Below are 26,192 nucleotides of genomic sequence, written 5' to 3'. Positions count from 1 at the left end.
CAGGAATAGAGAGGGTTCAGAGGCTGCAGGTTTTAGCGAGCATCTCGGTAGTGACTGCTTGGGCCTTGAACTGATTGGCCAGGCGCTTGTTCAGCACCACGGTACGAGCACGAGCTTTTCGCAGGCGCTCTTCGTGTGTGGCCCCTAGCTGCTGACGGGCTTTCTCGTACAAGAGCTCAACACTCATCTCTATCCCCTTTGGATTCCTGTTCCTTGCATGCTCTCGTTAACGCTTTTGGACTGCTCGTTGCTTCCCACAACGTTAACGACGGCTTTGCACTGGGCGAAAGGTGGTCGAGTATACGGCCTCAGCTTCTCTTTCGAAAGATCAACGATGACCCGAGCGACAGAGGGCTTTCGCTGCTTGCGACGCGGCGAACGGCTTCGCCGTTCGGTATCACTACGCTCTCAATGAGCGGCTTCGATCACGGCTTTGGGCTGCGGCCTGGATCGCCGGTGTCGGTCTGCCATCCTAATGTAGCTTACGCGTTGGCAAGCGGCGAGCGCATTGGTTATTTGTTTGTCTTGGATTTTTGTTGTGTTTTCGCTCTGGATTTGGTATGGCAAGGCGATTTCGGCGGATGCGATCCTGTTTCTAGGGCATCTTTTTACGAATTCCTGTCGCGTTTCTCGAGCGTTTCGAGCGTGTTAAGCGAGGCGCAGCGGTGCGGATTTGTTGGCTCGGCAAGCGAAATCCGGCGATGAAGGGGGCGCGGAAAGAGCAGGCAAGCCTTGGGGGTTGGGGTAGCAAACTCCGGAGAGAGGCAAGCACGCTCTCCGGCAACTATTGAGTCACATTTCAGACGTTGGGCGGCAATCGAGGAGCCTTCACCGCTAAACGCACCACAACCCAGCCGGCAAGATTACCGGCTCCGGGTGAAAGGAAGAACGACCCCGGGTTCGTTTGCGGGCTTAGAGGCCAAACCACCGCTACTTTTCAGCTTGGCTAGGTGAACCACTGCAGCCCCCCCGCTGAGATAGTGCTCCGGCAAACCCGTCAACATCTCAATGTCATTGGCAGCCAGGCCGATGTAGGCGCTCACGGCGTCGACCGGCATGACCCCCGAGGATGCCAACAGCTCGATAGTGCGCTTGAGCAGACGAGTTTGCTCTGGAGCGCGGCCATCGTCGCCGGGCTCAGCCTTGACACCCCACCTGGCGGAGCGACGTTTGAAGAGCAACCCTTTGGCATCGTCATCGATCACTTTCAAAGCCCAAAGCCGCATCACCATGGCAGCCACGGAAACACCCCACCGTTGCTTCAAAAGCAGGAGGCTGTCCAGGGTGACTGGGCTTTTCACGTCCGCAGCGAAAGTCTCGGCAGGAAGCAGAAAAGCGCCTGCGAATCGGTGTGCTTGGTCCTCCATGAGCTTGTGTCGAGCGGGATCGGTCGAGCGATCGATGCCCTTGTGCAAGATCAGGTGACCGAGCTCATGGGCCAAGTCGAAGCGGCTGCGAAAGCCGTTTTGTTTATCAGCCGAAAGCAGGACGATAGGACGGTTCAAGGCCGGGCTCCACGCCGACAGACCTTCAATGCTCGCAGCGCCTGTTTCCTCCCGCACCAGAATTACGCCTGCGCCTTCGACCGCCATGGCAAGGTCAGGTATCGCACGCCGGCCAAGATTCCAGAGATCTCGACATTCGTCTGCTGCGTCCTCTATATCGGCGTTGGTGATCTGTTCCGGATCCGTGAAGGCACGTTTGGGTAGGTTTATTTCTGGGAAATCCACGAATTCACTCAGGGCCAGCGCGATGTCCTGAGTCCACTCGAGACGCGCTTCGAGCATCGCTCGGGCATTGGCATGCGCCGACGCATTGCTTCGGAAGAGGGGTAGCGAGCACTTTTCTGGCAAAGGCCGGGTAAACCATTCCGGGGTCACATTGATGACCTGGGAAAGGTTGACGAGGGTCTCGGCTTCGGGGGATTGCTGACCGCTTTTCCACTTGCTGATGGTGGCAGGCGATACGCCAACCATGCTGGCCAAGGCGACTTGAGAAAGGCCGCGAGCCGCGAGCGCCTGTATCAGCCGCCCCGGCTCAAACCCTTTGATTCCACGACTCATGATTCTGTGTGCTGTCCCGTTTCGAGTAGACCCGTTTTGAGCTTCGGCTTCGCCAAGTCGATCTGTTGTTGCGGTGCTTCGTCGTAGCGAGCCAAGAACCGGTAAAGGGGCTCGCGGAAGAGCCAGCCAGTCATTTGGGCATCGGGTACCGCAATGTGAATTTCCAGTGGTTTTTCCGGCTGGTTAGTCAGCGAGCCACTGAAGCAGGCTACGAAGAAGAATGTGCCTGTGGTGATGGGTTCCTGAGCAAACAGCGACGGTTGTACCAGCTGGGTCATCGACTGGTTCGCCTCTGAAAGCTGACGGCGAATAGCGCTGCGCCTGCAATTGTTCCACATGGCAGAAGACATGTTGACGCGACTGAATTTGAAGATTCCCGCCTTGCCAACCACCACGCTGTTCCCCCGGAGTGGGGTATGAACGGCGTCTGCGGCCTGCAGGGCTTCATCGAACATTTCATTCATGTGAAAAGCCCGCATTTGACCCAACGCATTCTTTCGATGCTTGTCGTCCATGTCCTTAGTGGCCAGGTGGGCACGGAGCGCGCCCGCCTCACAGGCATCCTCGACACCCATGACAAGGTTTCGCGGGACGTTTTGGATCAGCAAATCGGCGATGGAGGGTTTGCGGGTGCCGGTCATAGATGAGTGCTCTTGTTTCGGTTGGCGGGATTATACCTTCCAAAAATTTCGCGTGAAAGGAGGTATTGGCGTATTTTGCCAGCCTCGGGCTTCTGTGATGCCACTGGGTGATGGGGCTAAAGGAGCTGAACAACCTGCGGTTAAGGGCACACTGACCGGCCGTCTGGGGGCGGCGGCTGCCAGTAGCGAGAGGCAGCTACCGACCCAAGGCCGCCGGTGTGGCCGGCAGAAACCGGCCACTAGATGTCATTGGCCCTTGCTTCTGGAGGGCGCCAAACCAGCAGCGAGTACTTCCTTAACGATGGTGGTCCTCCTATCTCCTACGCTACCCTGAGCGAAGAAGAGACGGATTTGTGTCCGTTGCTGCATCGAGGATGGACCCTGTGCGTATCGAATCTGTCGTTCTGTCTGGCTTCCGCTGTTTTGGCCTCGATCCAATCACTGTGCCGATTTCGTCGAAGATCACGACTATCGTCGGGCCGAACGCAGCGGGAAAAACCGCGCTTCTGCACGCCTTATCGAAGCTATTCGGCGTGACGCGGGCGCAGCGCACGGTCCTCAGTTCAGATTTCCACCTGGGGCTAGACGACGATCCCGATGATCGCGAGCCTAAGAATCTGTACATCGATGTGCTGATCGGCTTGCCGGAGTTAACCGATGGCACCGCGACGCCGGAGACGATCGCACCGTCGTTCCGACACATGCTGATCGAACGTGAAGGTAAACCGCCAGTCTGCCGTCTTCGCCTCGAGGCACAATGGGAAGATGACGGTACGCTTGAGGGCGAAGTGTCTCAGGAGCTCTTCTGGGTCGATACCCTCGATGCTGCGCCAGCGCAGGACAAGTGCCACCCTGTCTCTGCGGCCGACCGCGGCCTGATCCAGCTCTATTACACGCCCGCCAGCCGGGATGCGGCCGCCCAGACCCGGGCGACTACAGGTGCGCTGGCCGCTCGCCTGCTACGCGCCATCGAGTGGTCTTCCGATACCGAGGAGGTGGTCCAGGAAGCCACAGATAATTTGGCCGCGGCTTTCGAAGGTGAATCGGCGATCGCCGCAATTACTAAAGCCTTGCAGGCTCGTTGGTCGGCCCTTCATGACGACGTCGTCGACACTAACCCCAGATTCAGCCTAGTGAGCCGCCGGTTCGAGGAAGTCGTCAACAAGATCGCAGTCATATTCGAACAGGGCCCCGACGGGCAGGAGCGCGGTATAGACGCGCTGAGTGATGGCCAGCAATCGCTTTTCTATTTTGCACTGGCTGCCGCGGTCTTCGACCTGGAGCGCGAGGTCGTCGCAGGCACGGTCGAGGGATTCCGCGACGATACCTTTCGCATTCCCGCGCTCACACTCTTTGCTCTGGAGGAGCCGGAAAACCATCTCTCTCCTTACTTCCTGGCGCGGATCATCCGCCAAGTCAGATCGCTAACCGATGACGGCGGTGCTCAGGCTCTCGTCACCAGTCATTCGCCGGCGGTGCTCAGCCGCGTCGAGCCGCGTGAGGTCCGCTATTGCCGCTGCGATCCGAAGACGCGCGTCTCTACGGTCAAGAAGATTAAGTTGCCGGTAGGCGATGTCGAGGCTAGCAAGTTCGTGCGTGGCGCGATGCTGGCCTATCCCGAGCTCTACTTCGCGCGCTTCGTCCTACTCGTGGAGGGGGACTCCGAAAGGATCGTCCTGCCGCGCCTCGCTGAGGCACTCGATCTCCTGATTGATCCTGCTTTTGTCGCGATCGTCCCGCTCGGTGGGCGCCATGTGCAGTATTTCTGGCGCCTGCTAAAGCACCTTGGCATTCCACACGCCACCCTCCTGGATCTCGATCTAGGCCGCGATGGCGGTGGCTTCGGTCGTGTGAAGACCACGATCGAGAAACTTATCGAATTTGGCACACCCCAAGACAAGCTGCTGACGATCACCACAGGTATGCTGACCAAGGCAGATCTAGTAGGCATGCACGCTTGGGACAACGCAGATGATCACGCCAATCTGCTGGCTTGGATCAACAAAAATCTGAAGCCGAACGGAGTCTTTTTTTCTGCGCCGCTGGACCTGGATCTCGCCATGCTCCAAGCTTTTCCCGAAGCCTACGCCGCGATAATTCCAAAGGGTGGCGGCCCGCGAATGGCTGCTGACAAGGCCGCTGAGGTCGTGCTGGGAACCGCAGGACCAGGGCTCACAGTCTATACGGGCCCGTATGAAGAGTATCCGGCACTGCTTCCGGCCTATCGCTACCACTTCCTCACGAACAGCAAGCCGGCCACGCACCTCGCAGCCCTGTCCCGCATCGATATGGAGGACCTCGCGCAGAAGATGCCGGCGGTGCTCGCCGAAGTGCTTCAGCACATCGCCACATCGTTGAGGCGGGACTAGCCATGGCATTGTTGGCGCGACGGGTTCGACCAGAGGACTGGAAACCTGTGGGCGTTAAGTCGCTCGAAACGAATGCGCTAAAGGTGGTCCGCTCGGCGGAGAACCGATCCGTCATTGCTGGCCCCGGTGCGGGCAAGACAGAGTTGCTTGCGCAACGCGCCGCTTATCTGCTGCAGACCGATATCGCTCCAGCGCCAAGGCGTATCCTCGCGATCAGTTTCAAGCGCGATGCCGCCTCCAATCTGGCCGCACGCGTGCGTCAGCGCTGTCATCGCAACCATGCCGGGCGCTTCGACTCCATGACATTCGACGCTTTTGCGAAGGGACTTGTCGATCGATTCGGTCAGGCTCTGCCCGAGCGTTGGAGGCCGCGGCCCGACTACGAAATCACCACCCACTATGAGCGTGACTACAAAGACTTTCTGTATGAGGATGTCGGAAGACCCCCAGTATCGGTCGGCACCGAAGCCGACCTTTATGCGATAGGGCCAAAGACCTTCGAACGACGCCACCTGCTGGGGGCGCCGCTGCCCTTAGATGGCTGGCCAGATTCGAACGTTGCCCAATGGGCGGCGAACCGCTTCTGGCAAAGGTCCCTCCACGGCGGCACGAAAACCGTATTGTCGTTCCCGATGATCGGGCGACTTGCTGAGCTCCTATTGCGGGTCAATCCGATGGCACGTGAGGCGCTTCGTCTGACCTACTCGCACCTCTTCATGGACGAGTTCCAAGATACGACGCAGGTCCAGTACGACCTGGTTCGCACCATCTTTCGAGGCACGGACACAGTGATAACCGCCGTCGGCGACAACAAACAGCAGATCATGCGCTGGGCGATGGCCATGGATGATCCGTTCTCTGAGTTCGACGCAGATTTTGGGGGCACGCGGACTCCCCTCTACAACAACTACCGCTCCTCTCCAGAACTGGTGCGCATCCAACACGTGCTTGCCCAGGCCTTGGACGCAAGAGCCGTAGCGCCCGTTTCCCAGGCCGAAGGTACGATGGACGGGGAGAGCTGCTCGATCCTCGATTTCCCGACGCCGAATATTGAGGCGCAACGTTTGGCTACCTACGTTGCGTCGGACATGACAGCCAAGAACTTGAGCCCCCGCGATTTCGTTCTCCTCGTTCGCCAGAAGGCTGGAGACTACGCCGCCGTTCTGGAGCCAGCCTTCGCAGCCAAAGGCTTGTCTCTGCGCAACGAGGCCGGTCTGGCTGGCACGATCATGCTGCAAGAGTTGTTGGCGGAGGAAGTGTCGACGCTTCTCATCTCGCTCCTTCGCCTTGCGATGACAACGCGAGCAGGCCGCTATTGGTCGGACAGTCAAGCATTACTCTCGTCGTTACGTGGTGTCACTTCTGAGGACGAGGCCGCACAGGCCAAACTTGCACATGAATTGGACGCCTACGCGATCACGCTGGGGGCAAACCATTCAAAACCACCAACAACCAAGGCAGCGGCACGGTCACTCGTGGACGATGTACTTGCGTTCGTGGGGCGTGAGCGACTGGTCAGCACTCATCCGGCATACGCACAGGGCGCTTGGCTTGAAAAGGTACTCGACGCATCCGCGACACATCTCTTGGCGTCATCGATCCAAAGCACCGATTGGTCCTCTGCACTCGATATGTACGAAGGCGTCAATGCTATCCCTTTGATGACCATCCATAAGAGCAAAGGACTGGAATACCACACGGTCATCTTCGTTGGCCTGGATGACGGCGCCTGGTGGAGCTTCTCGCAGGATGAGATTGAGGCGACAGCAGGATTCTTCGTGGCCTTCACCCGCGCCAAACAGCGCGTGATATTCACTTACTGCGCACGACGCGGTGCACGAACGAAAATTGCGACCCTGTATAACCTTCTTAGCAAAGCCGGAGTCCGGATTACGCCAGTTCCCTGAGCATGACGCTGTTCTTCATGGCGAAGGCGATTTCCAAGCTGTAACGGGAGCTCCTCCGTGCGCTGTTTATGCTTGTACGTCTTGTCAGTGAGACCGATACCTTGGCCGTAAGCGAGCGGGCATCACACCTTGCTGGTGGGGATCCAGTTGTGCGGCAGCAGCTCGCTGAGTTCACTGGCCTTCTGCGTCGGTAGCCGAGTCAGCACGTCCTTCAGGTAGGCATACGGATCATGCCCGTTCAGTCGCGCCGACTGGATCAGCGTCATCAGCGCAGCCGCACGCTTGCCGCTGCGTAGCGAGCCGGCGAACAGCCAGTTCGAGCGGCCGATGGCCCACGGGCGGATCTGGTTTTCGCACCAGTTGTTGTCGATGGCCACCATGCCGTCATCGAGATAGCGCACCAGGGCCGTCCAGCGCTTGAGGCTGTAGTCGAGCGCCTTGGCGATGGCCGTGCCTTCGTGCACCAACTGGCGCTGGGCGAGCATCCAGGTGTGCAGGGCGGCGGCGATGGGCTTGGCTTTTTCCTGGCGTATTCGCTGTCGCTCATCGGGCAGCAGATCGCGTACCTCGCGCTCGATGTCGTATAGCTGACCGATGTGGCGCAGGGCCTGTTCGGCCAGTTGGCTCTTGTTGGCGACATGCAGGTCGTAGAACTTGCGGCGGGCATGGGCCATGCAGCCGATTTCGGTCACGCCCTGCTCGAAGCAGGCCTTGTAGCCGGCGAAGTCGTCGCAGACCAGTTGGCCTTTCCAGTCGCCCAGGAAGGCGCGGGCATGCTCGCCGGCACGGCTGGGGCTGAAGTCGTAGACCGCCGCACGCAGATCAGCGAACGGGCTGGGAACGTAGGCCCAGACATAGGCGCGCTGGGTCTTTATCATCCCCGGAGCCAGCATCTGCACCGGGGTTTCGTCGGCATGGACGATGCGCTGTTCCAGCACGATGTCCCGCAGCGCATCGACCAGCGGTTGCAGCTGTACGCCACAGCCGCCGACCCACTGCGCCAGGGTCGAGCGCGGGATGGCCAGGCCAGCGCGGCCGAAGATCTTTTCCTGGCGGTACAGCGGCAGATGGTCGGCGTACTTGGCCACCATGACCTGGGCCAGCAGGCCGGCGGTCGGGATGCCCTTGTCGATCACCTGGGGCGGTACCGGTGCCTGGATCAGCGTTTCGCACTGCGCGCAGACCCATTTGCCGCGGATATGCCGCTCCACCGTGAAGACGCCCGGGGTGTAGTCGAGCTTTTCGCTGACATCCTCGCCGATGCGCTTGAGCTGACAGCCGCAGGCACACTGCGTGGTATCCGGCTCGTGATGGATCAGGGTGCGCGGAAACTGCGCCGGCAAGGCGGTGCGCTTGGGTTGCTGGCGGGGTTCGGCGGGTGCCGGCGCGGGATTCAGCGCCTTGAGTTCGGCCTCGATGGCCGCGATGTCGGTGTCGAGCAGATCGTCCAGCAGGCTGATCTGGTCAGGGCTGAGCTGCTCGCTGCGCCGGGCAAACTTGTGGCGTTTGAGGATGGCAATCTCGTGAGCCAGCTGCTCGTTGCGCGTCCGGTGATACTGGACTTGCTGGTCGAGGCTGGCGACACGCTCCGTCAACTGCGCCGCCAGTACGCGCAGTTGCTCGGGAGTGAGGTGGTCGAAAGCAGAAGAAGCCATGGCCGTGATTGTGCCGGCCTCGACGGCGACCGACGATAGGTCGTTCGGTCAATTGCGCAGCAAGCACCACCGCAGGACTCACTACAGAAGGCGGATTTCGGCTCCGGCACCGACCCGCTGCCACGGCAGTCCGACCACCAGCGCCTGAAGTTGCTCGGGATTCAACTCCATCTGTGTGCCCTGCCAGTTGCCCGGCCAGACAAAACGGCCCTGATTCAGCCGGCGCGAGGCCAGCCAGACGCCGAAGCCGTCATGCACCAGCACCTTCATGCGGTTGGCCCGCTTGTTGGCGAACAGATATGCGCAGTGCGGCTGCGCCGCACCGAAGACCGCCACCACCCTGGCCAGAGCCGTTTCCGTTCCGGCGCGCATGTCCAGAGGTTCGGTGGCCAGCCAGATGCGATCAATGCGGATCATTGCAAAAGCTCACGCATGAACCGGGCACAGCCTTCGGCATCTGCCGCCGGCCAGTGCATGGTCACGGTCGTGCGGCGATGGGGAATCTCAATGCGGATCTCTGCCTGATTGGAAACCACCGATTGAGCGGGCGGCTCCAGCATCACCGGGAGAAATGCGGGCAGTGTTTCGGTCGACGATGGGCAGGCCGCCGCCAGTCTTCGCCATCGATGAACCACGTTGGTGTTGATGCCGTGGCTCAGAGCCACGCTGGCAACCGAGTTGCCAGGCAGGCTGCACTCCTGCACGACTTGCGCCTTGAAGGCCTTGGAATAAGAACGTCGCTGCATGATTTCCCGCTTGAAAGCCTTGAGATGGTGTCCACGATAAATAGGTGGACACCATCTCTTAGCTTGGCGGGGTCAAACCAGACGGGATGCCCGGACGGTTACCCTTGGCCATTGAGGGCCAAGCTGAGCACGGGCGCGACGGAACCTTTACTAGGTAGTTGGACGCACCGACCACTTCGAATAGTGGGGCGATATGTGGACCACCTAGGAGCGTCAATGAAATAAATGGATGGAATCAGTACAGATGTTCACGCACGAATTGGCGAAACCCACAGACCAAATGCTCCTCACGGACATTCTCGACCTAGATAGGGGCGAGACGGTAGATCCACAAGCCTTTCTGAGTCGTGAATTGGCCTTGGTCATCCGAGACAGAAACGAGCTTGCCGGGCGCTACGCTCGTAACGCTGAGGTCCCTTGGCTCGTATGCCGAATTTGCGGCGCCGCCGTTATGCTCGTGCGCACTCAGCAACGGTGTTTCTATTTTCGCCATCACCCGGATGAAGAAGGTAAGCGAGACTGCCCGATTTCAACTCGCGGTGTTTTCAGTGCCAACCAAATCAACTGCATGAAGTACAACGCAGCAAAGGAAAGCCTGGCGCATCTACGGCTCAAAGGCATCATCAGAGATAGCCTAATAGCCGACGACCAATGCTCGGAACCTCTGGTCGAAAGGGTCTGGCGGGGTATGCCACTTGCAGAGCGAGCTACGTGGCGCAAGCCGGACGTTCAAGTTGCGCATGCGGGTCAACGCCTAGCGTTCGAGGTGCAGCTATCGACGACTTTCCTCACCGAAATTGTCGGTAGACGCGAGTTTTACCGGGAAAACGGAGGCGCAATAATATGGGTTTTCCAAAGCTTCGATCCGACTCAAACCCGAACATCGGAAGAAGACATCTACTATCTGAACAACCGCAACGTCTTCATCGTAAATGAGGCGTCCTTGGAGCGTTCACGAGAAGCCCGGCGCATGGCGTTGGATTGCTGGCATGCCATCCCTCACCTGAGGGGGCGAACGGTCATCGACGAGTGGGTGAGAAAAGAGGTTTTCCTCGACCAGTTGACCGTGAAAACAGATCATCAGCTCGTGTACTTCTACGACTACGAGGCGCGACGCACAGAGCTGGAGGAATCTCTGGATCTAAATATACTCCGCAAAGCCTTCTATGACTTTTGGCTAGAGCACGGAGCAACAGATACTCTGGAGGCTGATGTTGCCTGGCAGGAACTTCGGAGCCGTATGAGCATTGCAGTCCCGGGGGCTCATCTGCCGACATCGTTCAACAGTGGCAGGTTTCATGGGGCTGTCTCGATCGTCCTTAGTGCCCGATATGGCCGCCCTGTAGGCTACCGACTGCAGAGTCTGATCAATGTTACTAACACTGCATTCGATTACTACAAAGCCTACCTGCTTCCATTCGGTTGGACGCTCAAGTCATTCAAACAGGACGACCTACTAGCGGAGCAGGACACGAAAGGAACCTGGGCAAAGAGGCGAAGGATTATCCGGGAGAGCCTGCAGAACAAGGACGAGGCCTATCGACAGGACCTGCAGTACAGCCGCCTCTTTGCGTTTCTAATACCTGAGATCAAGGATGAGCTGGCAGAGGCACGACAGTGGTAAGCAGGGGGGCTCGCGGAGGGATCGGTATCGAAGCGGCTTTGGACTCTATTGTTAGCAACCAACGCCTGGGTTATCTCCCAGAGGTAGCTGTTATCCGAGGTCAAGCTCTAGACCACTAGGTGATCGGGGCAAATGTCCCGCTCTGGACGGTTGCTGTCCGTTATGACCGGTCGCTTTGGGGCGACTGCTGTCGGTCACGAGAGCCTGCTACCGACCCGAATCGATACAGTTCAAGACTGATGAATCTTCTGGGGGGAGGAGCAGGGAGCTGATCTCTGCATGGTGGTTTTGGGTTCAAATCCAGCATGTGGGCCTGAGGGGCGGTTGCCCTGCATGCTGCTCTTCAATCGGCAGCTATAAAATTGTTATCGAAAGCTCTCGGCGAGAGTGGAAAGGTTCCTATACTGAATCCGTAGCTGTGAGACTTCCAACAAATCAGAGGTGAGCGCCGAAAGCGCGAAAAGCCTTGATTTGACTGGGGTTTTGAGTCTTAGGACTCAAATCAGTTAGATGAACCAACATCGGCCAGCGCGGGTCGCTGAGAGCTGGAAAAGCTCGAACGTTCAATCTGTCTTTGGGGGTTGCAAAGGTTAGGCGAAAACACTAAGTGGTGGGCTTTGGTGGTTACAGTTGAGCCCCGTCATGATGCGTCCGGAGGCTAAGATCAACGCCGTCTGCCGTTATCTGCAGTCGGTAGTCTTCAGGAGGTCCATTCCACCGACCAGACAGGCTTTTAGTTTATATCTTGGTCAGCGTGAGAATTTTTGGCAAGGCCGTTCCACATCCAAGCCAGAAATTATTTCCTGAAGAACCTACAATGGCGAATAGGTGAGAGGTCGGCAGTAATTCTGTCAGCTTTTCCCATTCTGAGTAATCTTTTGGTGAGGGATTCGGCATCTGTTGTGGGTGGGTGTGCCAGTCTCCTACATAGTCAATGGTGCCCCCGCTATCAGTCCAGGCATCGTATGCAATTTGCTGATGCCCAGCATCCAAGCGATCAAAGCTAAGTCTTGCTCTCCTGTCATTTGGGAGAGGGCCAGTTGCAGAGGTTACGTGGATATGGTGGCCGGCTCTGTGGCCCAACAGAATGCCTCCAGCTTCAGTCGCATTGGATGTTGTCTGGGCATGCGAGAATAGAAACTCCCAGACGGACTTCTCGATCAAGACATACCACTCGGATCCATCTGGCCATGAAAAAACTATTTCTTTACACATGCAGGACAGCCATCTAGGGGCCTTATGTTTTGATTTTTAACCTTGTAGACGTCGGCTGTTTCGACAGATCTGGTTCTGAATCTTGGGCTTGGATCGTCAGTCCTCAACCAATCGACGACCAGATCAGTTGCCAGTGCCACCGCAGAAATAGGGGCAGAGACTGCGTACGGTGTATAATGTTGACAGGCCCTGTATGACTTCTCAATATCCCCTTTGAGAACAGGAAATCGCTCCTGCATACGGTCCTCCTCCGCGTTAAGTCTAAGGCATCTGAAGCACCCAAATTCCTGGCTATCAGTCCACAGAGCTTGGACGGTTTCTCCATTACCTTTGATCCAGACATGGAGGATCGGTGGAAAGCTGGTACCTGCATTGATTTGGGCTTCGTTTAGCATCTCGGCAACGGTTTCCTCGCCCGTCGCGTTCACAATGAGATCAAAGTCCTTCAAGGTGTTTGGCGAGCGCATCTCGAGAGCATGCGCCTCGACGTTGATGCCAGGCAGTTGCAGGTTGGCCTCGTCTTTAAGAGCCTCAGCTTTGTTTTTGAAAAGATACTTAAAGCCGAGTGCATGCCTGCCTAGGTTTTCAGGCATGAGGATCTGCGGGTCGAAAAGCTCTAGTCTTCCGCCTTCGTGGCCGGCTCCCAAGCGTGATAGCGCCTGTGTCAAATAGCCGCCTATGGCGCCGCAGCCAATCAGCGCCACTTTTCGCCCAGACAAAGCGGTTCCCAGCGATGATGTTAGGTTTCTTGAGGCGATGAAACTGTGGCTGAGATCCTGTACATGCAGCCGGCTGATTTTTTCGCCTCCGCCATACATGTGCAGAAACTGAAAAAGTGCGCGACCGCGGTATTTTCCTCTACGTGACAAGGCCAGCTTCTTTCGCATCGTTGCGTTGATAGCGAAGCCGAATCCCACCCAGCCGGCTGGGCAGTCAATCAAGAATTAGGCATAGCCAATGTCTAGGAGCTTCGAGTCGGCTTCTAGGGCTGCCTGGTATCTCTTGTAAAGAGCGGGATCCCATTCCTTAAGCCACTGCAGTGTTTTTTTGATTGTCCAGGGGAGGGCGCTAGTGACCGGTGGTTGGATGCTGCTACGAAAGACCCAGCAGTGGCTATTGCTTTCCTCGTTGGCTTGCTCTCCCCACGCCTCAGCCATCTTGGATGTGGAGTCAGCATCGGTGGAAATAACCCTCTTGAGTCTTTCCCCTGGTGCAAATGAGAAGATGTGGGCGGATTGGGCTGAGTCGGTTATATTGCCGACGCCAACACGCAGGACGGTGCCCTTGCTTGAGGCGGTCCAGTACGCCAGAAATTCCGACTGGATGTCCCTCAGGTTTCTTGTCGGGTTGGTAATCAGGTCATTCAGCAGCCCGGTGGCCTGATTCAAGCAAAGTAGGATGGAGCCAGCCGGGTCATAGCGGTCGAGAACGACGTCACCTTTGGCGAAATAGCAAAATGAGCCATCGGTGACATGGTGGGCCATCCCCTTCGGTAGGAATTCCGGCTGCCCCAAGATACTGATCTTGGGGTACTCAATGAAGTCCCAATCGGAAATGCTGAGTTCAATGGGGACATCCCCTGGTTTGCAGGAGAGTTCTCCGACAAAGCGCCGACAGCCGCCTTTGGTGGGCAATGCACGAAACTTCAGATCGTGCATTAACCGGAGAACCTCTCCAACCCTTTTGGCGTCCATGTCAGCCCGCAGATGTGTTAGGGACATAGGGCGCTGCGACGATGGTCGGCGCTGAGTTACGCACGATGTTCGCAGGGCTTTCCTCCTGGATCAGCTCCGGAGAGAATGGGATCCGCTCCCCGAGCACAGTACGCAGGGTGTTTAAGACGCTCAGACCCTGGTGGGAAGCGGCGCTTCTAGAGCTGCGCAGGTTGCTTACAAGGCGATCCGCAGCCAGCCCGGCTTCGATGCGTTTATCCTGAGTGAGTATGTTGAAGTCTTCTGTGCCGTTATCTATGCCATGTTCGTAGATGTCGTCCCGCACAGCTTGGGCAACGACGGTGGCAGCCTGCTCCAAGGCAATGTCGTCCCGTCCTTTCTTGCCTTCGAAGCCCTGCGCTATGGCAATCATCAACGAGACAGAAGTGGGTCCCCCAGTCTTCCAATTGAAGTCCCGCCATGCCTTCACATAGCGGCAGACCCGGAGGAATTGCTCGCCCAGCTCGCCAAAGCGTGCGATTTGATCTCGGAACCACTTCGCGACGGTTTCAGGATCGGAGGCGATCCATTTCCCCGTTCTCGATGCCATCATGATCTGATCGAGATCATCCCAGGTTTGGGCCTTGGCATAGAGCAACTCCGCCGAATCCAAACCCATGCGGTAATTCAGCGAGTTCATAGCGCCAGCTTGCGCTTTGAGCATGGCGGTCTTTTCCACCACCTTCTCAAAATCGTCGGCCGGAGCTGCATACAGAGGAATATCGATGTGTGCCCAGCTTGCGACATCGATGCGGATGCAGGTGTCTTTCGCGTCATCACCCGTGACCAGCGTCCATTTTTCCTGGACGCAGAGTATCTGTAGCAGAGACTCGACCAGATCAAAGTAGGCTTTTGCCATCTCTGCCGGCGGGCCGTTCTCCTGCCAGACATCAACCGGGAGATAGACACCGTAGTCAAGGTCCATCTCTTGGTCGAACTTATGAGCAGGTTGGATGCAGGTGTTGTAAGCCCAAGACCCTTGAGTGCGGAATCGGGGCTGCACCTGTTTCCGCATGCCCAGCACGCTGACCGTGGCCTCAGCAATGGCAGGCTTCAGGTAGTCCTTAATCTTCGTCCTGCAGGACCGCAGAAATGCCTTTTGCTCCTCCTCAGGCATGAGCGCGCCGTGCAGGTGCTCGGTGTCCGCGTAGGAGGCATAGAAGAGCTTGGTCAGGTTAAGCATGGCACTCCTCCTGAGGCTGGGCGTGTGCGCCGTAGTAGAACTTCGGTTCTGCTGCTTGGTGAGCAAACAGGCTCATGAATTTTGGATCGCCAAGGCAGCTTTTGGCTTTCTCCAGACCTGCCCCTCGCAGCACCTCCTGTGCATTCTTGTCGGCCTTGTCGAGTGCGACGGCCTTCGAACGGTCGTCTGTCAGGTCTTCATCGATGTGCGTGTACCGATCACCCAGCCGGTGCATCAGCATGAAGTCACACAAGGATTCCTGGACCGAGATCGACAGACCAAAGAGCCGTTGGGCCGCCTTGGCTGGGTTCCCGCTGCCCCAGTCGATAGCACCGCCGTCCCTGTTGCTCTTGGGATTCACTGTAAACTTGGAGGACATCGTGCCGATGGAGAGCAGCTTTAACTGGGAGACGTCCGCGCCAAGGAACGTTTCGGCCTCATGAACAGCCAGCAGGCCTGGCGCGTTCGCGAAGAGCCCACCATCGACGTACTGGTTGTGCTGAAAGAAATGGCGGGGAAAATAGGTGGGGGCGGCGCTGGTTGCAAGCCCGACATCGACCATCTTGTGGAGATGGTCGAATCTGAAGCTCTCGTTGTGAGGTGTCTTGAAAAGAACAGGTTTTCCTGTTGAGTAGTTGATGGCAGGAATGATGACGGGGTGCAGGCATTCGCCCAGCAAGCGCTCCCCCAGCATATCCGTTGCCGAGATGACCTTCTTCAGTTCGTCACTGCTGAAAGTTGACTTGAAAAGGGGAAGGCGGGTCCGGGGCTTGAAGATGTCCGTGCCCTTCTTAACGAACATTTTCACCAGGTTGCTGGCAGGAATCTCGTTGGCAATGGCAAGGGCTAGGATCCCTCCGATAGAGGTGCCGGCAATGAGGTCGAAATGGCGGGCTATAGGTCCACCCAGCTCGCGCTCAAGCTCAGCCAAGATAGTTGCAGTATAAAGTCCGCGATATCCCCCGCCGGACAGCGCGAGAATTTGAAAGCTTCCACTGGTCATGCACAATTCCTTCTGGTGACTATGAGTCAGGAGCGGCTTGCGCCGCTCCTGAGCGGGCTATTGCTTCACGAAGAAACAGAAGGGGCGTCCATCTTTGCGACGCACCTCTTTACCGCTCCGCCAGTGCTTGAAGGACATGCAGAACACAGCCTTGAAGCCGGGCGGTGGAGTGGGGGTTCCGCTCATCGCGTGTACCTCTCATCCGAGAAGCCGTTGACACCGCCCGATCCTTGACCATAATCACCCAGCGCATTTCCCCAAATGCCAAAGCGATTGACGTCAAATCTCAGTCGCGGCCCGTGTTGGTAGGCTTCCACCACCAGCACGGTAAAGTCCCCCCAGCAACCGTTGCAGCGGTTGTGTGGGGGAGCTTTTACTTCTCTTGTTGGCAATCTCTCGATAGCCAGCGCATCCTTGCGATTCCCTTTTCCCTTCCTTCTCGTTACTCCTGTGCCCCGAGTCTCTGGAGCCCAACAGTCTTACCTTTACTGTTAGAGCGACTCTTGCCGGGGCTAACGCCGCTACCCCTAGGACAGCGGCGTTGCACCGAGCCGCTGCATCCGTTTCGACACTTGGTGAAAAGGTTTCAGCATGTGTTGAAAAACTACGCCGACGGCATCTGTAAAAAATAATCTACAGTGAGGTGGTGGGTTACAGAGCTGCACCGAACTGGTGCGGTTTTTTCAAGGTTCTGCGAATGTTTCGGATCTGGGTGAGAAACACCGGCCGCCCGGAATCAATCCCAGGCCAACGCCCCACCGGTCTGGTACTCGGTGACGCGAGTCTCGAAGAAGTTCTTCTCCTTCTTCAGGTCCATGATCTCGCTCATCCACGGGAACGGGTTGGTGGTGCCCGGGTACTGTTCCGGCAGGCCGATCTGGGTCAGGCGGCGGTTGGCTATGAACTTGAGGTAGTCCTCCATCATCGCCGCGTTCATGCCCAGCACGCCGCGGGGCATGGTGTCGCGGGCGTATTCGATTTCCAGCTGGGTGCCCTGCAGGATCATCTGGGTCGCCTCGTCCTTCATCTCGGCGTCCCACAGGTGCGGGTTCTCGATCTTGATCTGGTTGATCATGTCGATGCCGAAGTTCAGGTGCATGGACTCGTCGCGCAGGATGTACTGGAACTGCTCGGCGGTGCCGGTCATCTTGTTGCGGCGGCCCATGGAGAGGATCTGGGTGAAGCCGCAGTAGAAGAAGATGCCTTCCAGTACGCAGTAGTAGGCGATCAGGTTCTTGAGGAACTGCTTGTCGGTCTCGACGGTGCCGGTGTTGAACTGCGGGTCGGAGATCGAGCGGGTGTACTTGAGGCCCCAGGACGCCTTCTTCGCGACGCTCGGGATCTCGTGGTACATGTTGAAGATCTCGCCCTCGTCCATGCCCAGCGACTCGATGCAGTACTGGTAGGCGTGGGTGTGGATCGCTTCCTCGAATGCCTGGCGCAGGATGTACTGGCGGCACTCGGGGTTGGTGATCAGGCGGTAGACGGCCAGGGCCAGGTTGTTGGCGACCAGCGAGTCGGCGGTGGAGAAGAAGCCGAGGTTGCGCATGACGATGCGGCGCTCGTCCTCGGTGAGGCCGTCCTGGCTCTTCCACAGGGCGATGTCCGCGTTCATGTTGACCTCTTGCGGCATCCAGTGGTTGGCGCAGCCGTCGAGGTACTTCTGCCAGGCCCAGTCGTACTTGAACGGCACGAGCTGGTTGAGGTCGGCGCGGCAGTTGATCATGCGCTTCTCGTCGACGCGCACGCGGGCGGCGGCGCCTTCGAGGTCTTCCAGGCCTTCGCGGATGTCCAGCTCGTTGAGCGCGGCCTTGGCGCGGGCCACGGCGGCGGAGTCGTCGGCGGTGACGGCGCGGGCGTCGTGGGCGGCGGCGTCGCCGGCGCTGTCCAGCTTGTCGAGGGTCATCGGCGCAGCGGTCTCGCTGGCGGCAGCGGCCGGCTTGGCGGCTACGGTTTCCTCGGTATCGAATTCATCCCAGCTCAGCATGATGCTTCTCCTGCCTGGTTGAGCGGGCCGCAGCCTGCGGCCTGTATGGATAGACAGTAAATCTTGATTCTAAAGCGTTGCGTGCGGCACGCAAGGCAAAAAGGAGTCGCGGGCGGGGGCTGCGCATGAGGCCAATTTCCCGCTCCGTAGGGGCGAATTCATTCGCCTTGGCGGGGGTAGGTTGGCGAATGAATTCGCCCCTACAGGGATTGGCCAGCGCTTGCCCTCGCTCCGGCCCCTCTCCCGCGGGCGGGAGAGGGGCGCGCAGCCTTTACTGGCAGGCTTCGCAGTCCGGGTTGTCGATCGAGCACGCCTGCGGCACCGGGGCCGGCTTCGGCTCGGCGCTCGGCAGGGTTTCGTCGATGGCCGAGCTGACCGCGTTGAGCTTGCCGGTGGTGATGGTCGACTTCTCGGTGCTGGTGGCGGCCAGCGCGCGGAGGTAGTAGGTGGTCTTCAGGCCGCGGAACCAGGCCATGCGGTAGGTCACGTCGAGCTTCTTGCCCGAGGCGCCGGCGATGTACAGGTTGAGCGACTGGGCCTGGTCGATCCACTTCTGGCGGCGGCTGGCGGCCTCGACGATCCACTTGGTCTCGACTTCGAAGGCGGTGGCGTACATCGCCTTGAGGTCGGCCGGGATGCGTTCGATCTGCTGCACGGAGCCGTCGTAGTACTTGAGGTCGTTGACCATCACCGGGTCCCACAGGCCGCGGGCCTTGAGGTCGTGGACCAGGTAGGGGTTGATCACGGTGAACTCGCCGGACAGGTTCGACTTCACGTACAGGTTCTGGTAGGTCGGCTCGATCGACTGCGACACGCCAACGATGTTGGAGATGGTCGCGGTCGGCGCGATGGCCATGATGTTCGAGTTGCGCATGCCCTTCTGCACACGGGCGCGGATCGGCGCCCAGTCCAGGGTGCTGGAGCGGTCGACCTCGATGTACTTGGCGCCACGCTGCTCGGCGAGGATGTCCAGCGAGTCGATCGGCAGGATGCCCTGGCTCCACAGCGAGCCGTCGAAGCTGGAGTAGGCGCCGCGCTCGTCGGCCAGGTCGCAGGAGGCCTGGATGGCGAAGTAGCTGATGGCTTCCATCGACTGGTCGGCGAAGGCGATGGCGTCTTCGGAACCGTAGGCGATGTGCTGCAGGTACAGGGCGTCCTGGAAGCCCATGATGCCCAGGCCCACCGGACGGTGCTTGAAGTTGGCGTTCTGTGCCTGCTGCACGCTGTAGTAGTTGATGTCGATGACGTTATCCAGCATGCGCACGGCGGTCTTCACGGTGCGCTCGAGCTTGGCGGTGTCCAGCTTGCCATCGACGATGTGGTTGACCAGGTTGATCGAACCCAGGTTGCACACCGCGATCTCGTCGGCGTTGGTGTTGAGGGTGATCTCGGTGCACAGGTTGGAGCTGTGCACGACACCGACGTGCTGCTGCGGGCTGCGCAGGTTGCACGGGTCCTTGAAGGTCAGCCACGGGTGGCCGGTCTCGAACAGCATCGACAGCATCTTGCGCCACAGGTCCTTGGCCTTGATGGTCTTGTGCAGCTTGAGCTTGCCGTACTGGGTCAGGGCTTCGTAGTACTCGTAGCGCTCCTCGAAGGCCTTGCCGGTCAGGTCGTGCAGGTCCGGCACGTCGGACGGAGAGAACAGGGTCCAGTCGCCGTCCTCGAACACGCGCTTCATGAACAGGTCGGGAATCCAGTTCGCGGTGTTCATGTCGTGGGTGCGGCGGCGGTCGTCACCGGTGTTCTTGCGCAGCTCGAGGAATTCCTCGATGTCCAGGTGCCAGGTTTCCAGGTAGGCGCACACCGCGCCCTTGCGCTTGCCGCCCTGGTTGACCGCCACGGCGGTGTCGTTGACCACCTTGAGGAAGGGCACGACGCCCTGGCTCTTGCCGTTGGTGCCCTTGATGTAGGAGCCCAGCGCGCGCACCGGGGTCCAGTCGTTGCCCAGGCCGCCGGCGAATTTCGACAGCATGGCGTTGTCGTGGATGGCGTTGTAGATGCCCGACAGGTCGTCCGGAACGGTGGTCAGGTAGCAGCTGGACAGCTGCGGACGCAGGGTGCCGGCGTTGAACAGGGTCGGGGTGGACGCCATGTAGTCGAACGACGACAGCAGGTTGTAGAACTCGATGGCGCGCGCCTCGCGGTCCTGCTCCTCGATGGCCAGGCCCATGGCCACGCGCATGAAGAACACCTGCGGCAGCTCGAAGCGGATGTCGTTCTTGTGCAGGAAGTAGCGGTCGTAGAGGGTCTGCAGGCCGAGGTAGGTGAACTGCTGGTCGCGCTCGTGATCCAGCGCGGCGCCCAGCTTGGCCAGGTCGAATTCCTTCAGCTTGGGATCGAGCAGCTCGAACTCGACGCCCTTGTCGACGTAGACGGCCAGCGCCTTGCCGTAGAAGTCGGCCATCTCGTGGTGGGTGGCGCGCTCGGCGATGCCGAGGAAGCCCAGCGCTTCGGCGCGCAGGGTGTCCATGAGCAGGCGGGCGGTGACGTAGCTGTAGTTCGGTTCGCGCTCGACCAGGGTGCGCGCGGTCATCACCAGGGCGGTGTTGACGTCCTTCTCGGACACGCCGTCGTAGAGGTTCTTCAGGGTCTCGCGCTGGATCAGCGCGCCGTCCACTTCGGCCAGGCCTTCGCAGGCCTCGGCGATGATGGTCTGCAGGCGGCCGAGGTCGAGCGGGGTCTTCTCGCCGTTGGCCAGGGTGACGCGGATGCTCGGGTGCGGCTGGGCCACTTCGCCGGCGGCGGCGGCGCGCTTGCGCTCCTGGGCGCGGGCTTCGCGGTAGATCACGTAGTCGCGGGCGACCTTGTGCTCGCCGGCGCGCATCAGGGCCAGTTCGACCTGGTCCTGGATCTCCTCGATGTGGATGGTGCCGCCGGACGGCATGCGGCGCTTGAAGGTGGCGCTGACCTGCTCGGTCAGGCGCGCCACGGTGTCGTGGATGCGCGACGAGTCGGCAGCGGCGCTGCCTTCCACGGCGAGGAAGGCCTTGGTGATGGCCACGGTGATCTTGTCGTCGGTGTAGGGCACGACGGTGCCGTTACGCTTGATCACGCGCAGCTGGCCAGGGGCAGTGGCGGCCAGATCCTGGCTGGCGTCGACGGCCTGGTTCTCGCGAGTGGTGTCGGTGTGCATCGGAGTCTCCACGATCTCGTTGATTCAGTATGAGCACCCAAGGTGCCCGCCGTTCCAAAAGAGCGACCGTCGCGCCTGGGCGCGTCCGGGGGTAGCAAAAAGAACAGGGCGGGCGGCTCGGGCGCCGGCATGGCCCTTGGTCAGCGGGGCGTGTGCCGCATGCTGGCCAAACACAATATGTAGGGGTGGCATGTATGGCGTCGTGCCACCCGCAGCTCCCAGGCGATGCAGGCATCGGCGTGGGATTCAAACACCGCGCAACTCCCGCGGCGAGCAGGCTGTCGCGTCTCGACTACCCTGTCGGCGGTGCGGGCGTCGACCTGTGAGCGGTCGCCCCGAGGTAGTGTGTCCGCTGTCGCAAAAACCCAATATCTAGTGCGTCATTGGCAATGCACTACAAGATAGTGCGCTCCTTTTCAGGATGCAAATGACTGCTGTGGATAATCTTGTGGGTAATTTGTGGGTGGCCTGTGCGTCTTTGTGGCTACCCTGGCGCGAGCCGCAATCCTGGGGCGTTTTTACCGTTCGTCGCCTGCCCGGCGGTGCTCCCGAAGGGGCTCCTGGCTGCGAAGGGCGCGCAAACTAACACAATATGTTGTGTCTTGGCAGGCTTGAAAAACGCGCGCGGATTGTGCGTGGCGGCTCAGTGCGCGGGGATGGCGACCAGGCTCAGCAGGCGTTCTTCGTGGCGGGCGAACTGGCCTTCCAGGCAGGTGCCGGGGGTCCATTCGCCACCCAGTTCCTCGCGCAGTTGCAGGCGAACCCGGCCGTTGCCGTCCTGTTCGACCAGTGCCGCGGCCTGGAACCAGAAGCGCCGCTGCACCAGCGGATAGAGCGCCTTGAACAGGCTTTCCTTGAGCGAGAAGCACAGGGTGAGGTAGCGGCCGCGCTCTTCCGTGGGGAGGTGGAGGAACTGCGCCAGTTCGTCGGCGGTGAGGATCTCGCCGGCCAGGCGTTCAGCGCGGCTGGCGGGGATGAGGGGCTCGGCATCCAGGCCGAGGCCGCGCCAGGCGCTCTGTGCGCCGACCAGGGCGGCGGCCCAGCCATGGCTGTGGGTGATGCTGCCCAGGCTCCCTGCGGGCCAGCAGGGGGCGTTGTCGGCGCCCCGTGCGGGGTAGGCGGGGCGGCCATGCAGGTCGAGCAGGGCGCTGGCGGCGCACAGGCGCCCGGCGAGGAACTCGCTGCGCCGCTTGGCGGCCGCGCCGGCGATGGCGGGCGGCGGGATCAGACCGCAGCGGGCGAAGTCGTCGTCGGCGAGCTGCGCGGGGTCGAAGCGGCAGCTGTGCAGGATCAGGCCGGGCAGGGGCAGCGGCAGCGGCCAGGCGGCCGCGGGTGCGCTGCAGAACGGGGGCGTGTGGAACGGTGGCGCGCTCATGCCGACAGTATGCGCCAACGGGCGGTCAGTAGATGACCTTGTCGCGCAGCTTCTCGGCGGCCTGCTGCAGGGCGAGGATGACCCGTTCCTTGTCGTAGTTCTGGATGCCGTTGGTATCCAGGTACATGGAGAAGCCCGGCAGTTCGTGTTCGAGGTAGCTGGAGCTGGCGCCGAGGTCGCGGCGGAAGTCGACCACCTGGTAGATCTGCACCGGACGCGAGAAGCCCTTGACGCTGATCTGGCCCTTGTCGCGGCACATGATCACGTCCTTGACCAGCGAGTAGGTCTCGTGGGAGATGAGGATCTCGCCGGAGTCGGAGGCGCTCTCCAGGCGGCTGGCGAGGTTCACCTCGCGGCCGATGATGGTGTAGTCCATGCGTGTGTCGGCGCCGAAGTTGCCGACGGTGCAGTAGCCGGTGTTGATGCCCATGCGGATTTCCAGCGGCTTGGTGATGCCCTGGCTGCGCCACTGCTGGCGCAGCACCTTCATGTGCTTGCGCATGGCGATGGCCATCGACACCGCGGCCACGGCGTCCTTCTTGGCGCCCTGGGTGGTCGGGTCGCCGAAGAAGATCATCACCGCGTCGCCGATGAACTTGTCGATGGTGCCGCCGTACTTGAGGGCAATCTTCGACATGTCGTTGAGGTAGGTGTTGAGGACGTCGGTCAGCGCCTCGGCCTCCAGCTCCTCGGACAGTTCGGTGAAGCCCTTGATGTCGGAGAAGAACACGGTGAGCTTCTTGCGCTGGGTTTCCAGGCGCACGCTCTTCTTGCCGCTGAAGATCGACTCCCACACCTGCGGCGACAGGTACTTGGCGAGGTTGCGCGCCAGGCTGGCGGCCTTTTCCTGCTCCGCCTTGATCTCCTCGCGCGCCTGGGCCAGACGCAGGCTCTGCTGGTGGACGAGGAAGGCGGCGATGCACAGGTAGAGCAGGGTGAACACGATGCTGACCGACGCCGTCAGCGCCGGCGTGGCGAGGTTGAGCGGCGGGGTGACCGCCACGAAGCTGAGCACGGCGCCGCACAGTGCGGCGAGCAGGATGATGGTGAGCAGGCGCAACCCGCCGAGCATCAGCGAACTGAAGCTCAGGGTGAGGATGAACATCAGGCTCGGCACCAGCGAGTAGCCGAGCAGGGTCATGCCGATGCCGGCGTGCAGGGCGTCGATCAGCAGCAGGGCCAGGTCGGTGCGCTGCGGGTGGGTGATCTTGAAGCGCTGGCTCAGATGATGGGCCAGGTGCGGGTAGAGCAGCGCGTAGGGCACCATCCACAGGATGTCGTAGCCGAAGTGCTGGCTGTAGGTGCCGGCGGCGATGCTCGCCGCGGCAGCCAGATAGCCGAGGATGCGCGAGTGGTATTCGCGCCGGCGGGGATCGGGCAGTCGTGCGACCGGGCGCTCGCGGCTGGTGAGTTTCATCGGGTCGTCGACTTCCCTGAACTGGTGACCGCCCCGTGGCCGGCCACGGGTGCTGCGGGTGGTACGGGCCACCGGGCTGGCGGTGGCGGACGCTGGATCTTATCCGAGCCGTCGGTGGGGCGCAAAGCCGGCCACCGGCGGGTGTGGCAGGTTGTCGCGGGGTCAGTGGCGCCAGAACGCCGGGGTCAGCAGGACCAGGACGGTGATGATCTCCAGGCGGCCGAGCAGCATGCCGACCGACAGCAGCCACTTGGCGCTGTCCGGCAGGCTGGCGAAGTTGCCGGCCGGGCCGATGATCGGGCCGAGTCCGGGGCCGACGTTGCACACCGCGGTGGCGGCGCCGGTCAGCGCGGTGATCCAGTCCAGGCCGAGCAGGGCGAGGCCGAGGGCGATCACGCCGATGGTGATGGTGAAGAAGAAGGACAGGGTGATCAGCGAGCGGACGATTTCTTCGTCGATCGGGTGGTTGTTGTACTGCTGCTTGATCACCGCACGCGGGTGGATCATCTGCTGCAGGTTGGCCTTGAGCATCACGTAGGCCACCTGGAAGCGGAAGATCTTCAGGCCGCCGGCGGTGGAGCCGGAGCAGCCGCCGATGAAGGTCAGGTAGAAGAACAGCAGCACCGCGAAGCCGCCCCACAGGGTGTAGTCGCCGAGGGCGAAGCCGGTGGTGGTGACCACCGAGGTGACGTTGACCGCGACGATGCGCACGGCATCGAGCCAGGCGTGCTCGGAGTTGAGCCACAGCCAGGTGCCGAACACCAGCCAGGTGATCAGCAGGAAGCCGACGAAGCCGCGCACCTGCTGGTCGCGGATGATCGCCTTGCGATGGCCGCGCAGGAAGGCCACGTAGAGGGTGAACGGCAGGCTGCCGAGCATCATGAACACCACGGCGACCCAGTGCACCGCCGGCTGCTCCCAGTGCGCCAGGGAGCTGTCGGAGGTGGAGTAGCCGCCGGTGGAGATGGTGGCCATGGCATGGTTGATCGCCTCGAACGCGCTCATGCCGCTCAGCCAGTAGCCGAGGCCGCAGAGCAGCGACAGGCCCAGATAGACCGCCAGGATGTACTTGGCCACCATGTGCGAACGCGGCATGACCTTCTCCGACCAGTCGGAGGACTCGGTCTGGAACAGGCGCATGCCACCGACGCGCAGCAGCGGCAGGATCGCCACCGCCATGCCGATGAAGCCCAGGCCGCCCAGCCACTGCAGCATGGAGCGCCAGATCAGCAGCGCCGGCGAGGCCTGGTCGAGGCCGCTGAGCACCGTCGAGCCGGTGGTGGTGATGCCCGACATGGTCTCGAAGAAGGCGTCGGTGTAGCTGATGTGCTGGATGAACACCATCGGCAGGGCGGCGAAGGTGCACACCACCACCCAGCTGGAGGTGGTCAGCATGTACATGTCGCGCGGGCGCAGCTGCACGTGCTTGGGATGACCGGGAAGAACCATGGCCAGGCCGCAACCGAAGGTGATCAGGGTCGGCCAGAGGAAGTCCGACAGCCGATCCTCGCCGCCCATGGTCAGCAGGGTGAGGATCGGGATGATCATGCTGACAGCCAGGGTGATCAGGAAGATGCCCAGAAGAAAGGCGATCAGGCGCAAGGTCGGCAGGGCCATGGCAGAGGGGGCTCGCGGCTTGGAAGGGCGGCATTCTGCATCGCGGGGGCGGGGGCTGTAAACGCGGCGAATAATCGCTCGGGAGAATCTTCCGGGGCGCTCGGCGACTGGCTAGAATCCGGCCCGCTTCCGCCGGCAGTGCCGGTTTTTCCTTCAGTCTCGCACCTATGTCCGACAATAATATTTGCCTGACGTGTGGCGCCTGCTGCGCGCACTTTCGTGTGTCTTTCTACTGGGGCGAATGCCGCTCCGCCGGTGGCGTCGTTCCCGACGAGCTGGTCGAACGGATCAGTACCCACCATGTCGCCATGCGCGGCACCACCAGCAAGCCGGTGCGCTGCATCTGCCTGCTCGGCGAGGTCGGCCGCGGCGTGCGCTGCAGCGCCTACGCGCAGCGCTCCTCGACCTGCCGCAGTTTCACCGCTTCGTGGCTGGAGGGGGAGCGCAACCCCGACTGTGACGCAGCGCGTGTCGCCTGCGGTCTGCCGCCGTTGACCCCGCCGCTGCAACCCGATCTGTCGCCCGACCGCGCCGCCTGAGAG

The 26,192-nt window shown here is 60.5% G+C and carries 21 protein-coding genes; 5 read left to right on the top strand and 16 right to left on the bottom strand.

The window, feature by feature from the left end:
• Positions 1-16 precede the first annotated feature (16 nt).
• Positions 17-187, bottom strand: coding sequence for a hypothetical protein (locus tag BLT78_RS21415; protein ID WP_157719529.1), 171 nt, complete (start codon positions 185-187; stop codon positions 17-19).
• A gap of 26 nt (positions 188-213) precedes the next feature.
• Between BLT78_RS21415 and BLT78_RS21410 the strand changes: the two genes are divergently transcribed.
• Positions 214-705, top strand: coding sequence for a hypothetical protein (locus tag BLT78_RS21410; protein WP_157719528.1), 492 nt, complete (start codon positions 214-216; stop codon positions 703-705).
• A 158-nt stretch (positions 706-863) separates the two neighbouring features.
• Here BLT78_RS21410 and BLT78_RS10725 read toward each other — a convergent pair whose 3' ends face one another.
• Positions 864-2,063, bottom strand: coding sequence for an XRE family transcriptional regulator (locus tag BLT78_RS10725; RefSeq protein WP_090348969.1), 1,200 nt, complete (start codon positions 2,061-2,063; stop codon positions 864-866).
• Positions 2,060-2,704: a hypothetical protein gene (locus tag BLT78_RS10720; RefSeq protein ID WP_090348968.1), complete on the bottom strand. Its 645-nt coding sequence runs from the start codon at positions 2,702-2,704 to the stop codon at positions 2,060-2,062. Before BLT78_RS10720 ends, BLT78_RS10725 begins: the two co-directional genes overlap by 4 nt.
• A gap of 383 nt (positions 2,705-3,087) precedes the next feature.
• On the opposite strand from BLT78_RS10720, the gene BLT78_RS10715 reads away from it, so the two are divergent.
• Both BLT78_RS10715 and BLT78_RS10710 read left to right on the top strand, forming a co-directional pair.
• Positions 3,088-5,073, top strand: a complete 1,986-nt coding sequence (locus BLT78_RS10715) for an ATP-dependent nuclease (protein ID WP_090352255.1) — start codon at positions 3,088-3,090, stop codon at positions 5,071-5,073.
• A gap of 2 nt (positions 5,074-5,075) precedes the next feature.
• Positions 5,076-6,980, top strand: coding sequence for a UvrD-helicase domain-containing protein (locus BLT78_RS10710; RefSeq protein ID WP_090348967.1), 1,905 nt, complete (start codon positions 5,076-5,078; stop codon positions 6,978-6,980).
• Between the two features lie 122 nt (positions 6,981-7,102).
• On the opposite strand, the gene tnpC is transcribed toward BLT78_RS10710, so the two are convergent.
• From tnpC to tnpA, 3 genes are all read right to left on the bottom strand, one after another.
• Complete coding sequence (tnpC, locus tag BLT78_RS10705) at positions 7,103-8,635, bottom strand: IS66 family transposase (RefSeq protein WP_090347484.1); 1,533 nt, start codon at positions 8,633-8,635, stop codon at positions 7,103-7,105.
• 81 nt (positions 8,636-8,716) lie between these two features.
• Entirely contained in the window at positions 8,717-9,052 is a 336-nt protein-coding gene (gene tnpB, locus BLT78_RS10700; RefSeq protein ID WP_157719462.1) for an IS66 family insertion sequence element accessory protein TnpB, read from the bottom strand.
• Positions 9,049-9,381, bottom strand: coding sequence for an IS66-like element accessory protein TnpA (gene tnpA / locus BLT78_RS10695; RefSeq protein WP_090347483.1), 333 nt, complete (start codon positions 9,379-9,381; stop codon positions 9,049-9,051). The genes tnpB and tnpA overlap by 4 nt, the downstream gene beginning before the upstream one ends.
• A gap of 244 nt (positions 9,382-9,625) precedes the next feature.
• Between tnpA and BLT78_RS10690 the strand changes: the two genes are divergently transcribed.
• The gene (locus BLT78_RS10690; RefSeq protein WP_090348966.1) at positions 9,626-11,005 is read left to right on the top strand and encodes a DUF6035 family protein; all 1,380 of its coding nucleotides are present in this window, start codon (positions 9,626-9,628) and stop codon (positions 11,003-11,005) included.
• A 738-nt stretch (positions 11,006-11,743) separates the two neighbouring features.
• On the opposite strand, the gene BLT78_RS10685 is transcribed toward BLT78_RS10690, so the two are convergent.
• The 10 genes from BLT78_RS10685 to BLT78_RS10640 all read right to left on the bottom strand — a co-directional run bounded on the left by BLT78_RS10685 (position 11,744) and on the right by BLT78_RS10640 (position 25,650).
• Positions 11,744-12,169, bottom strand: a complete 426-nt coding sequence (locus BLT78_RS10685) for a Mov34/MPN/PAD-1 family protein (protein ID WP_157719527.1) — start codon at positions 12,167-12,169, stop codon at positions 11,744-11,746.
• 35 nt (positions 12,170-12,204) lie between these two features.
• Positions 12,205-13,107, bottom strand: a complete 903-nt coding sequence (locus tag BLT78_RS10680) for a ThiF family adenylyltransferase (protein WP_157719526.1) — start codon at positions 13,105-13,107, stop codon at positions 12,205-12,207.
• 57 nt (positions 13,108-13,164) lie between these two features.
• Complete coding sequence (locus BLT78_RS10675; protein WP_090348963.1) at positions 13,165-13,878, bottom strand: E2/UBC family protein; 714 nt, start codon at positions 13,876-13,878, stop codon at positions 13,165-13,167.
• Between the two features lie 37 nt (positions 13,879-13,915).
• Complete coding sequence (locus tag BLT78_RS10670; RefSeq protein ID WP_090348962.1) at positions 13,916-15,115, bottom strand: CBASS cGAMP synthase; 1,200 nt, start codon at positions 15,113-15,115, stop codon at positions 13,916-13,918.
• Complete coding sequence (locus BLT78_RS10665; protein ID WP_090348961.1) at positions 15,108-16,118, bottom strand: CBASS cGAMP-activated phospholipase; 1,011 nt, start codon at positions 16,116-16,118, stop codon at positions 15,108-15,110. Before BLT78_RS10665 ends, BLT78_RS10670 begins: the two co-directional genes overlap by 8 nt.
• A 736-nt stretch (positions 16,119-16,854) precedes the next feature.
• On the bottom strand, positions 16,855-18,105 hold the full coding sequence (locus BLT78_RS10660; RefSeq protein WP_090348960.1) for a ribonucleotide-diphosphate reductase subunit beta: 1,251 nt from the start codon (positions 18,103-18,105) through the stop codon (positions 16,855-16,857).
• A gap of 271 nt (positions 18,106-18,376) precedes the next feature.
• Entirely contained in the window at positions 18,377-21,241 is a 2,865-nt protein-coding gene (locus BLT78_RS10655) for a ribonucleoside-diphosphate reductase subunit alpha (protein ID WP_090348959.1), read from the bottom strand.
• Between the two features lie 643 nt (positions 21,242-21,884).
• Positions 21,885-22,616 carry a 4'-phosphopantetheinyl transferase family protein gene (locus BLT78_RS10650; protein ID WP_090348958.1) on the bottom strand — a complete coding sequence of 244 codons (732 nt, stop codon included), beginning with the start codon at positions 22,614-22,616 and terminating at the stop codon, positions 21,885-21,887.
• Positions 22,617-22,641: 25 nt separating this feature from the next.
• Positions 22,642-24,033, bottom strand: a complete 1,392-nt coding sequence (locus tag BLT78_RS10645; RefSeq protein WP_090348957.1) for an adenylate/guanylate cyclase domain-containing protein — start codon at positions 24,031-24,033, stop codon at positions 22,642-22,644.
• Between the two features lie 162 nt (positions 24,034-24,195).
• Positions 24,196-25,650 (bottom strand): TrkH family potassium uptake protein, encoded by a 1,455-nt coding sequence (locus BLT78_RS10640; RefSeq protein ID WP_090348956.1) that lies wholly within the window; start codon positions 25,648-25,650, stop codon positions 24,196-24,198.
• A 167-nt stretch (positions 25,651-25,817) separates the two neighbouring features.
• On the opposite strand from BLT78_RS10640, the gene BLT78_RS10635 reads away from it, so the two are divergent.
• The gene (locus BLT78_RS10635) at positions 25,818-26,189 is read left to right on the top strand and encodes a YkgJ family cysteine cluster protein (RefSeq protein WP_090348955.1); all 372 of its coding nucleotides are present in this window, start codon (positions 25,818-25,820) and stop codon (positions 26,187-26,189) included.
• The last annotated feature ends 3 nt before the right edge of the window (positions 26,190-26,192 follow it).

This window comes from Pseudomonas oryzae, assembly GCF_900104805.1.
GTDB classification, from domain to species: domain Bacteria; phylum Pseudomonadota; class Gammaproteobacteria; order Pseudomonadales; family Pseudomonadaceae; genus Geopseudomonas; species Geopseudomonas oryzae.
This window is presented reverse-complemented; position numbering and strand designations above follow the sequence as displayed.

Coding starts and splice junctions, on each gene's coding strand:
- tnpB (WP_157719462.1), bottom strand. CDS start 9,052: ATGATCCGCATTGATCGCATCTGGCTGGCCACCGAACCTCTGGACATG.
- BLT78_RS10665 (WP_090348961.1), bottom strand. CDS start 16,118: ATGACCAGTGGAAGCTTTCAAATTCTCGCGCTGTCCGGCGGGGGATAT.
- BLT78_RS10690 (WP_090348966.1), top strand. CDS start 9,626: ATGTTCACGCACGAATTGGCGAAACCCACAGACCAAATGCTCCTCACG.
- tnpC (WP_090347484.1), bottom strand. CDS start 8,635: ATGGCTTCTTCTGCTTTCGACCACCTCACTCCCGAGCAACTGCGCGTA.
- BLT78_RS10675 (WP_090348963.1), bottom strand. CDS start 13,878: ATGCACGATCTGAAGTTTCGTGCATTGCCCACCAAAGGCGGCTGTCGG.
- BLT78_RS10660 (WP_090348960.1), bottom strand. CDS start 18,105: ATGCTGAGCTGGGATGAATTCGATACCGAGGAAACCGTAGCCGCCAAG.
- BLT78_RS10720 (WP_090348968.1), bottom strand. CDS start 2,704: ATGACCGGCACCCGCAAACCCTCCATCGCCGATTTGCTGATCCAAAAC.
- BLT78_RS10670 (WP_090348962.1), bottom strand. CDS start 15,115: ATGCTTAACCTGACCAAGCTCTTCTATGCCTCCTACGCGGACACCGAG.
- BLT78_RS10650 (WP_090348958.1), bottom strand. CDS start 22,616: ATGAGCGCGCCACCGTTCCACACGCCCCCGTTCTGCAGCGCACCCGCG.
- BLT78_RS10645 (WP_090348957.1), bottom strand. CDS start 24,033: ATGAAACTCACCAGCCGCGAGCGCCCGGTCGCACGACTGCCCGATCCC.
- BLT78_RS10680 (WP_157719526.1), bottom strand. CDS start 13,107: ATGCGAAAGAAGCTGGCCTTGTCACGTAGAGGAAAATACCGCGGTCGC.
- BLT78_RS10710 (WP_090348967.1), top strand. CDS start 5,076: ATGGCATTGTTGGCGCGACGGGTTCGACCAGAGGACTGGAAACCTGTG.
- BLT78_RS10725 (WP_090348969.1), bottom strand. CDS start 2,063: ATGAGTCGTGGAATCAAAGGGTTTGAGCCGGGGCGGCTGATACAGGCG.
- BLT78_RS10655 (WP_090348959.1), bottom strand. CDS start 21,241: ATGCACACCGACACCACTCGCGAGAACCAGGCCGTCGACGCCAGCCAG.
- BLT78_RS10635 (WP_090348955.1), top strand. CDS start 25,818: ATGTCCGACAATAATATTTGCCTGACGTGTGGCGCCTGCTGCGCGCAC.
- BLT78_RS10640 (WP_090348956.1), bottom strand. CDS start 25,650: ATGGCCCTGCCGACCTTGCGCCTGATCGCCTTTCTTCTGGGCATCTTC.
- BLT78_RS21415 (WP_157719529.1), bottom strand. CDS start 187: ATGAGTGTTGAGCTCTTGTACGAGAAAGCCCGTCAGCAGCTAGGGGCC.
- tnpA (WP_090347483.1), bottom strand. CDS start 9,381: ATGCAGCGACGTTCTTATTCCAAGGCCTTCAAGGCGCAAGTCGTGCAG.